The sequence below is a fragment of the Heliorestis acidaminivorans genome, from assembly GCF_008933955.1.
Taxonomy (GTDB): domain Bacteria; phylum Bacillota; class Desulfitobacteriia; order Heliobacteriales; family Heliobacteriaceae; genus Heliorestis; species Heliorestis acidaminivorans.
The window spans coordinates 1-7,771 of record NZ_WBXO01000022.1 but is presented as its reverse complement, the minus strand read 5'-3'; the positions used below and the strand labels follow the sequence as shown (position 1 = coordinate 7,771).

The window sequence follows — 7,771 nt, the reverse complement described above, 5'->3', positions numbered from 1 at the left end:
CCTGTAGGCAAAGCTCTTCTAGGTAAGAAAATAGGTGATATCGTAGAAGTGCAAATTCCTGATGGTGTCACTAAATATGAAGTTCTAAAAATTGATAAAGCAGATATAGACGGATAAATTATAGAAATTTTATATTATTGATTGCAGGAGGACGGGAGACAAATGATGAATAACCATGGTGAAGAAAAAAATTTAAATGAGCTGTTGCAAATACGAAGAGAGAAGTTAAAGCATTTACAGAGCATAAATAAAGATCCTTTTAAAATTGAAAAGGTAGCTGTAACTCATTATAGTCAACAAATTATAGAAAAATTTGAAGAATTAGAAGGACAGAGAGTCACTATAGCGGGAAGAATCATGGCCAAAAGAGGACATGGTAAGGCTAGTTTTATCAATATCCAAGATAAAGATGGGCGTATTCAAGCCTATGTAAGAGAAGATGCTGTAGGTGAGGAAGCCTATGAATTGTTTGTTGAGTACGACATGGGAGATATTGTTGAAATTAAAGGTGATATTTTCAAAACTAAAAAGGGTGAGATATCTGTAAAGGCTTCTGAAATTCACTTGTTATCTAAATCCCTTCAAATATTGCCAGATAAGTGGCATGGGTTAAAGGATCAGGATTTAAGATATAGACAGAGATACATCGACTTAATAGTAAACCCTGATGTAAAGGAAACATTTTTAAAAAGAAATAAAATCATCAAGTCTATAAGAAACTTTTTAGATGATAGAGGGTACCTAGAAGTAGAAACCCCTATACTTACAACAATTGCTGGGGGAGCGGCAGCCAGGCCGTTCTTGACCCATCACAATACATTAGGCTTGGATATGCAGCTTAGAATAGCTAATGAACTTTATCTTAAGCGATTAATTGTAGGTGGATTTGATAAAGTTTATGAGATGGGGAAAATGTTCAGGAATGAAGGGATATCCATAAAGCACAATCCAGAATTCACGAACATAGAGCTTTATGCAGCTTATGAAGATTATGAATCCATGATGGAGATAACAGAAAACTTGGTGGCATACTGTGCTGAAGAAGTAAATGGAACGACGGTAGTAAATTACCAAGGAATAGAAATAGACTTCAAGCCTCCTTGGAAGAGAGCTTCTATGCATGACTTAGTTGAAGAGAAAACAGGTATTGACTTTTACTCTATTGAAAGTGATGAAGAAGCTAGAAGGATTGCTAAAAATCAATTACATTTAGATGTAAAGGATTCTATGACAAGAGGCCATCTTGTAAACTTAGCCTTCGAAGAATTCTGTGAAAAAGATTTAATACAACCAACCTTTGTATTACATCATCCAGTGGAAGTATCTCCATTAGCCAAGAGGAATCCAGATAATCCATTAATCACTAATAGATTTGAAGCTTTTGCAAATACATGGGAAATAGCCAACGCTTTTTCAGAGCTTAATGACCCCATCGATCAAAGGGCAAGGTTCGAAGAGCAACTTAAGCAAAGAGAATCTGGGGATGATGAAGCTCATCCAATGGATGAAGATTTTATCCATGCTTTAGAAGTAGGGCTACCTCCTACAGGAGGATTAGGAATAGGTGTTGATAGAATGATTATGCTACTTACTGATTCGGCATCTATAAGAGACATAATTTTATTTCCAACAATGAAACCACTACAAAAAGAGGACTAGGGAAACCTAGTCTTCTTTATATAGTATGACTATAGGATAATATAATTAAAATTTACATAAATGCAGGGAACTTATGAAGTAGGATTCCGCAAGACATCCTACTATAGTAATGTATAGGAGACATAATGATACATTAATTTCCAGGACGAAGCTGTTGACATATCAATTAAATTCTGATATAGTAGTACAGGTCGTCACTCAAGAGAGGGGCGGCGGGTAAGAAGAAAACACTTCATATAAAGGAGTAAGAAAAAACTTTAAAAAAAGTGTTGACAGGTTAGCAAAACTCTGATATAGTAGTACGAGTCGCCAAGAGGTGACAGCAACACTTAGAAAAAAGAAACGAAAAAAAGTGTTGACATAACATCAGAAAAATGATATAGTAAATAAGTCGCCGATAAGCGACGGATTGAAAAAAGGTCTTTGAAAATTAAACAGTATAGATATTAAGCCAGCAAAATACATCCATCATAAAGATGGAACCCAGATAATTTTTTTATTAAGAGTTTGATCCTGGCTCAGGATGAACGCTGGCGGCGTGCCTAACACATGCAAGTCGAGCGAAGTTAATACAATGAAGCCTTCGGGTGAATTTATACTAACTTAGCGGCGGACGGGTGAGTAACGCGTGGGCAACCTACCTTGTACAGGGGAATAACAGTCGGAAACGATTGCTAATACCGCATAAGACTACACTAAGGCATCTTAGAGTAGCCAAAGATTTATTGGTACAAGATGGGCCCGCGTCTGATTAGCTAGTTGGTGGGGTAAAGGCCTACCAAGGCGACGATCAGTAGCCGACCTGAGAGGGTGACCGGCCACACTGGAACTGAGACACGGTCCAGACTCCTACGGGAGGCAGCAGTGGGGGATATTGCACAATGGGGGAAACCCTGATGCAGCGACGCCGCGTGAGCGATGAAGGCCTTCGGGTCGTAAAGCTCTGTTTCGAGGGAAGATAATGACGGTACCTCGGGAGGAAGCCCCGGCTAACTACGTGCCAGCAGCCGCGGTAATACGTAGGGGGCAAGCGTTATCCGGAATCACTGGGCGTAAAGGGTGCGTAGGCGGTCAATAAAGTCAGGGGTGAAAGGCTACGGCTCAACCGTAGTAAGCCTTTGAAACTTATTGACTTGAGTGCAGGAGAGGAGAGTGGAATTCCTAGTGTAGCGGTGAAATGCGTAGATATTAGGAGGAACACCAGTGGCGAAGGCGACTCTCTGGACTGTAACTGACGCTGAGGCACGAAAGCGTGGGGAGCGAACAGGATTAGATACCCTGGTAGTCCACGCCGTAAACGATGAGTGCTAGGTGTTGGGGGTCAAACCTCAGTGCCGCAGCTAACGCATTAAGCACTCCGCCTGGGGAGTACGCACGCAAGTGTGAAACTCAAAGGAATTGACGGGGACCCGCACAAGCAGCGGAGCATGTGGTTTAATTCGAAGCAACGCGAAGAACCTTACCTGGACTTGACATCCCTCGGACAGAACCTTAACCGGTTCCTTCTCTTCGGAGACTGAGGTGACAGGTGGTGCATGGTTGTCGTCAGCTCGTGTCGTGAGATGTTGGGTTAAGTCCCGCAACGAGCGCAACCCTTGTCTTTAGTTGCCAGCAATTCGGTTGGGCACTCTAGAGAGACTGCCGGGGATAACTCGGAGGAAGGTGGGGATGACGTCAAATCATCATGCCCCTTATGTTCAGGGCTACACACGTGCTACAATGGCCGATACAAAGGGCAGCGAAAGAGTAATCTGAAGCGAATCTCATAAAGTCGGTCTCAGTTCGGATTGTGGGCTGAAACTCGCCCACATGAAGTTGGAGTTGCTAGTAATCGCGAATCAGAATGTCGCGGTGAATGCGTTCCCGGGTCTTGTACACACCGCCCGTCACACCACGGGAGTCGGAAGCGCCCGAAGCCAGCTGCTCAACCGTAAGGGGAGAGCTGTCGAAGGTGAAGTCGATGACTGGGGTGAAGTCGTAACAAGGTAGCCGTATCGGAAGGTGCGGCTGGATCACCTCCTTTCTAAGGAGAAATGGCGATACTATACTGTTTAATTTTGAGGGACCTTAAAAAGCTCTCAAATGATGTTAGAAATCTATTGTTTTCTTTTATGAAAACAAAAGAAACAAAACAACAAATTTCTAACTAAGCGACTGACACAAAATCATAGATTACACTCTGTGAAAGCGACTTGCGCAAAATCATAGATTTTGGCAATCTGCTTTTGGTCATCTGCTTATGTTCCTTGAAAACTAAACAATGTTATGAGAATAAAGAAAGCAAGAGCAATTCACTGAGGTCAAGTTATTAAGGGCAAAGGGTGGATGCCTTGGCACTAGGAGCCGAAGAAGGACGTGGTAAGCTGCGAAAAGTCTCGGGGAGCTGCAAGCAAGCATTGATCCGGGAATGTCCGAATGGGGAAACCCACTTGGGGTAATGCCCAAGTATCTAGTACTGAATACATAGGTACTAGAAGGTAGACCGGGGGAACTGAAACATCTAAGTACCCCGAGGAAGAGAAAGAAAAATCGATTCCCTAAGTAGCGGCGAGCGAAAGGGGAAGAGCCCAAACCGTTAGTTTCGGCTAACGGGGTTGCGGAGATGGTCATTAAGAAAGAGGCTATTGTAGTAGAAGAGAGTTGGAAAGCTCCACCATAGAGGGTAACAGTCCCGTAAACGAAACAAGAAGACTTTCGACTATCATCCAGAGTACCACGGGACACGTGAAACCCTGTGGGAAGCAGGGGGGACCACCCCCCAAGGCTAAATACTCCCTAGTGACCGATAGCGCATAGTACCGTGAGGGAAAGGTGAAAAGAACCCCGGAAGGGGAGTGAAATAGAACCTGAAACCTTTTGCCTACAAGCTGTGGAAGCACTTTATATGTGTGACCGCGTACTTTTTGTAGAACGGGCCAACGAGTTATGGTATGTAGCAAGGTTAAGGACTTAAGGTCTGGAGCCGTAGGGAAACCGAGTCTTAATAGGGCGATCAGTTACATGCTATAGACCCGAAACCAGGCGACCTACCCATGGGCAGGATGAAGCGGAAGTAAAATTTCGTGGAGGTCCGAACCAGTTGACGTTGAAAAGTCATTGGATGACCTGTGGGTAGCGGAGAAATTCCAATCGAGCCTGGAGATAGCTGGTTCTCGCCGAAATAGCTTTAGGGCTAGCCTTGGAGTAAGAGTGACGGAGGTAGAGCACTGAATAGTCTAGGGGCCTTCACCGGTTACCAAAACTTATCAAACTCCGAATGCCGTTAATTCATATCCAGGAGTCAGACTGCGAGTGATAAGATCCGTAGTCGAGAGGGAAACAACCCAGACCATCAGCTAAGGTCCCAAAGTATACGTTAAGTGGGAAAGGATGTGGAGTTGCACAGACAACCAGGATGTTGGCTTAGAAGCAGCCATTCATTTAAAGAGTGCGTAATAGCTCACTGGTCGAGTGATTCTGCGCCGAAAATGTCCGGGGCTCAAACGTATCACCGAAGCTATGGATGCAGCAATGCATGGTAGGCGAGCATTCTATATAGGTTGAAGCTATACCGTAAGGAGTGGTGGACTGTATAGAAGAGAGAATGTTGGCATGAGTAACGAGAGGTGAGTGAGAATCTCACCCGTCGAAAACCTAAGGTTTCCTGAGGAAGGTTCGTCCACTCAGGGTTAGTCGGGACCTAAGCCGAGGCCGAAAGGCGTAGGCGATGGACAACAGGTTGAGATTCCTGTACCACCTATGATCGTTTGAGAGATGGGGTGACACAGTAGGATAGGCTGAGCCCACCGTTGGTTGAGTGGGTCTAAGCGAGTAGGGAGCTAGACTAGGCAAATCCGGTTTAGCATAATCCTGAGACGTGATGGGGAGCGAAATATAAGTAGCGAAGCAGCTGATTCCACACTGTCAAGAAAAGCCTCTATCGAGATTAATAGGTGCCCGTACCGCAAACCGACACAGGTAGGTGAGGAGAGAATCCTAAGACGAGCGGGAGAACCATTGTTAAGGAACTCGGCAAAATGACCCCGTAACTTCGGGAGAAGGGGTGCCGAAGGGTGTGAAGGACATGCTCCGTAAGCACACTTCGGTCGCAGAGAACAGGCCCAAGCGACTGTTTAGCAAAAACATAGGTCTCTGCAAAGTCGAAAGACGACGTATAGGGGCTGACGCCTGCCCGGTGCTGGAAGGTTAAGGGGAAGTGTTAGGGTAACCGAAGCACAGAACTTAAGCCCCAGTAAACGGCGGCCGTAACTATAACGGTCCTAAGGTAGCGAAATTCCTTGTCGGGTAAGTTCCGACCCGCACGAAAGGCGTAACGATTTGGGCGCTGTCTCAACAATGGACCCGGTGAAATTGTAATACCAGTGAAGATGCTGGTTACCTGCGACAGGACGGAAAGACCCCGTGGAGCTTTACTGCAACTTGACATTGGATTTTGGTACTACATGTACAGGATAGGTGGGAGACTTAGAATCTAGAACGCCAGTTTTGGAGGAGTCGCTGTTGGGATACCACTCTTGTAGTACTGAAGTTCTAACCATGAACCGTAAGCCGGTTTTGGGACACTGTCAGGTGGGCAGTTTGACTGGGGCGGTCGCCTCCTAAAAAGTAACGGAGGCGCTCAAAGGTTCCCTCAGCACGGTCGGAAATCGTGCAAAGAGTGCAAAGGCATAAGGGAGCTTGATTGCGAGACCAACAAGTCGAGCAAGGACGAAAGTCGGACTTAGTGATCCGGTGGTACCGAGTGGAAGGGCCATCGCTCAACGGATAAAAGCTACCCCGGGGATAACAGGCTTATCTCCCCCAAGAGTCCACATCGACGGGGAGGTTTGGCACCTCGATGTCGGCTCATCACATCCTGGGGCTGAAGTAGGTCCCAAGGGTTGGGCTGTTCGCCCATTAAAGTGGTACGCGAGCTGGGTTCAGAACGTCGTGAGACAGTTCGGTCCCTATCCGTCGCAGGCGTAGGAAATTTGAGAGGAGCTGTCCTTAGTACGAGAGGACCGGGATGGACGTACCGCTGGTGTACCAGTTGTCTTGCCAAAGGCACCGCTGGGTAGCTATGTACGGAAGGGATAAGTGCTGAAGGCATCTAAGCACGAAGCCCCCCTCAAGATAAGATTTCCCATCACGCAAGTGAGTAAGACCCCAGGAAGACTACCTGGTAGATAGGTCGGAGGTGTAAGTGCAGTAATGTATTAAGCTGACCGATACTAATAGGTCGAGGACTTGACCTAAAGAATTGTGCATTCTTTACCATAACATTGCTTAGTTTTGAGGGAATATCCCTTAAAAAAGAATAAGACGAAGGTCATAAATCTTCCCTTATTCGCAACGGACTTGGTTAAATAAACCCATTGAAATCCGTCGCGAAACGTGAAGTAAGTGACCAACACAAAAGTCAAAACCAGACTTGCACTCTGTGAAAGCGATTAACACAAAATCACAGATTTTGGTTACCTGCTTTTGGTTGTCTACTTATATCGTGACAATAGCGAAGGGGTCACACCTGTTCCCATACCGAACACAGTAGTTAAGCCCTTCAGCGCTGATGGTACTTGGCGGGAAGCTGCCTGGGAGAGTAGGTCGTTGCGGTATGAAAGAAGCTTCTACAAAAAATGTAGAAGTTTTTTTAGTTTTTGAGTTAAGAAAAACAGCGCCGAAAGGGCTTAATTAAATTAAGGAGGTTAAAAAACTCCTTAGTTAGCTATAGGTTATCTACTTATAGATGTTTACTCATACGGACTCAACGATAAAATTCATGGTGGAAGGTCCAATAGATAAGGTTGAGATCCAACCTTTTGCTTTAAGAAAGAGAAATTTTGCTGTTTTATAGTAATTTCCATAAAATTCATGTGGTTAATCTACTAAAGCACATTGACAATGCCTATAAAAAATGTTATTGTATTTAAGTCGCTACTTTAAGAATAGAAGATTAGAGAAGAACTCTAAAAAAATTTAAAAACTTCTTTAAAAACGGTTGACATAATACTAGGCACATGGTATACTAAATAAGTTGTCTCAAGGAGATAGCCACAACAAAATAATATCGTGACAATAGCGAAGGGGTCACACCTGTTCCCATACCGAACACAGCAGTTAAGCCCTTCAGCGC

Annotated in this window: 2 protein-coding genes and 4 rRNA genes; all 6 read left to right on the top strand. The window is 44.8% G+C overall.

What is annotated here, in order from left to right; translation table 11 throughout:
• Nucleotides 1-117: GreA/GreB family elongation factor (locus F9B85_RS13910; RefSeq protein WP_207707134.1), on the top strand; the 117-nt coding region annotated here is incomplete at its 5' end.
• Nucleotides 118-162: 45 nt separating this feature from the next.
• On the top strand, nucleotides 163-1,659 hold the full coding sequence (gene lysS, locus F9B85_RS13905; RefSeq protein ID WP_151621813.1) for a lysine--tRNA ligase: 1,497 nt from the start codon (nucleotides 163-165) through the stop codon (nucleotides 1,657-1,659).
• 495 nt (nucleotides 1,660-2,154) lie between these two features.
• A 16S ribosomal RNA gene (locus F9B85_RS13900) occupies nucleotides 2,155-3,682 on the top strand.
• A gap of 275 nt (nucleotides 3,683-3,957) precedes the next feature.
• Nucleotides 3,958-6,893 (top strand): 23S ribosomal RNA (locus F9B85_RS13895).
• Nucleotides 6,894-7,137: 244 nt separating this feature from the next.
• Nucleotides 7,138-7,254 (top strand): 5S ribosomal RNA (gene rrf, locus F9B85_RS13890).
• Between the two features lie 449 nt (nucleotides 7,255-7,703).
• Nucleotides 7,704-7,771 (top strand): 5S ribosomal RNA (gene rrf / locus F9B85_RS13885); the annotation flags it as partial.

Bases quoted from the DNA above. Each gene is read 5' to 3' on its own strand.
- lysS (WP_151621813.1), top strand. From the start codon at position 163: ATGATGAATAACCATGGTGAAGAAAAAAATTTAAATGAGCTGTTGCAA.